The organism is Streptomyces fildesensis (assembly GCF_016107395.1).
Lineage (GTDB): Bacteria > Actinomycetota > Actinomycetes > Streptomycetales > Streptomycetaceae > Actinacidiphila > Actinacidiphila fildesensis.
Map to the genome: position 1 here is coordinate 1 of NZ_JAAIKO010000467.1, position 207 is coordinate 207.

1 pseudogene is annotated in these 207 nt (G+C 66.2%); it reads left to right on the forward strand.

From position 1 onward, the window contains the following. Positions 1-107: 107 nt before the first annotated feature. Positions 108-207, forward strand: a pseudogene (locus tag C6N31_RS43490) (dihydrofolate reductase family protein); the annotation flags it as partial.

Consider the following 207-nt stretch of genomic DNA (forward strand, 5'->3'; position numbering starts at 1 on the left):
GAAGTGGCTACGGTGATCACATCGACGGCAGGCAGCGCGCCGTAGCCGCAAGCCAGACCACGCCGGCTCAATGAGAACCGGACACGAGACACCCGAGGAACCCTCAGATGCGCACCCTGATCAGCACCGCTTTCATCTCGCTCGACGGCGTCGTGGAGGGCCCGGGCGGTGAGCCCGGCTACCGCAACTCCGGGTGGACCTTCAAGG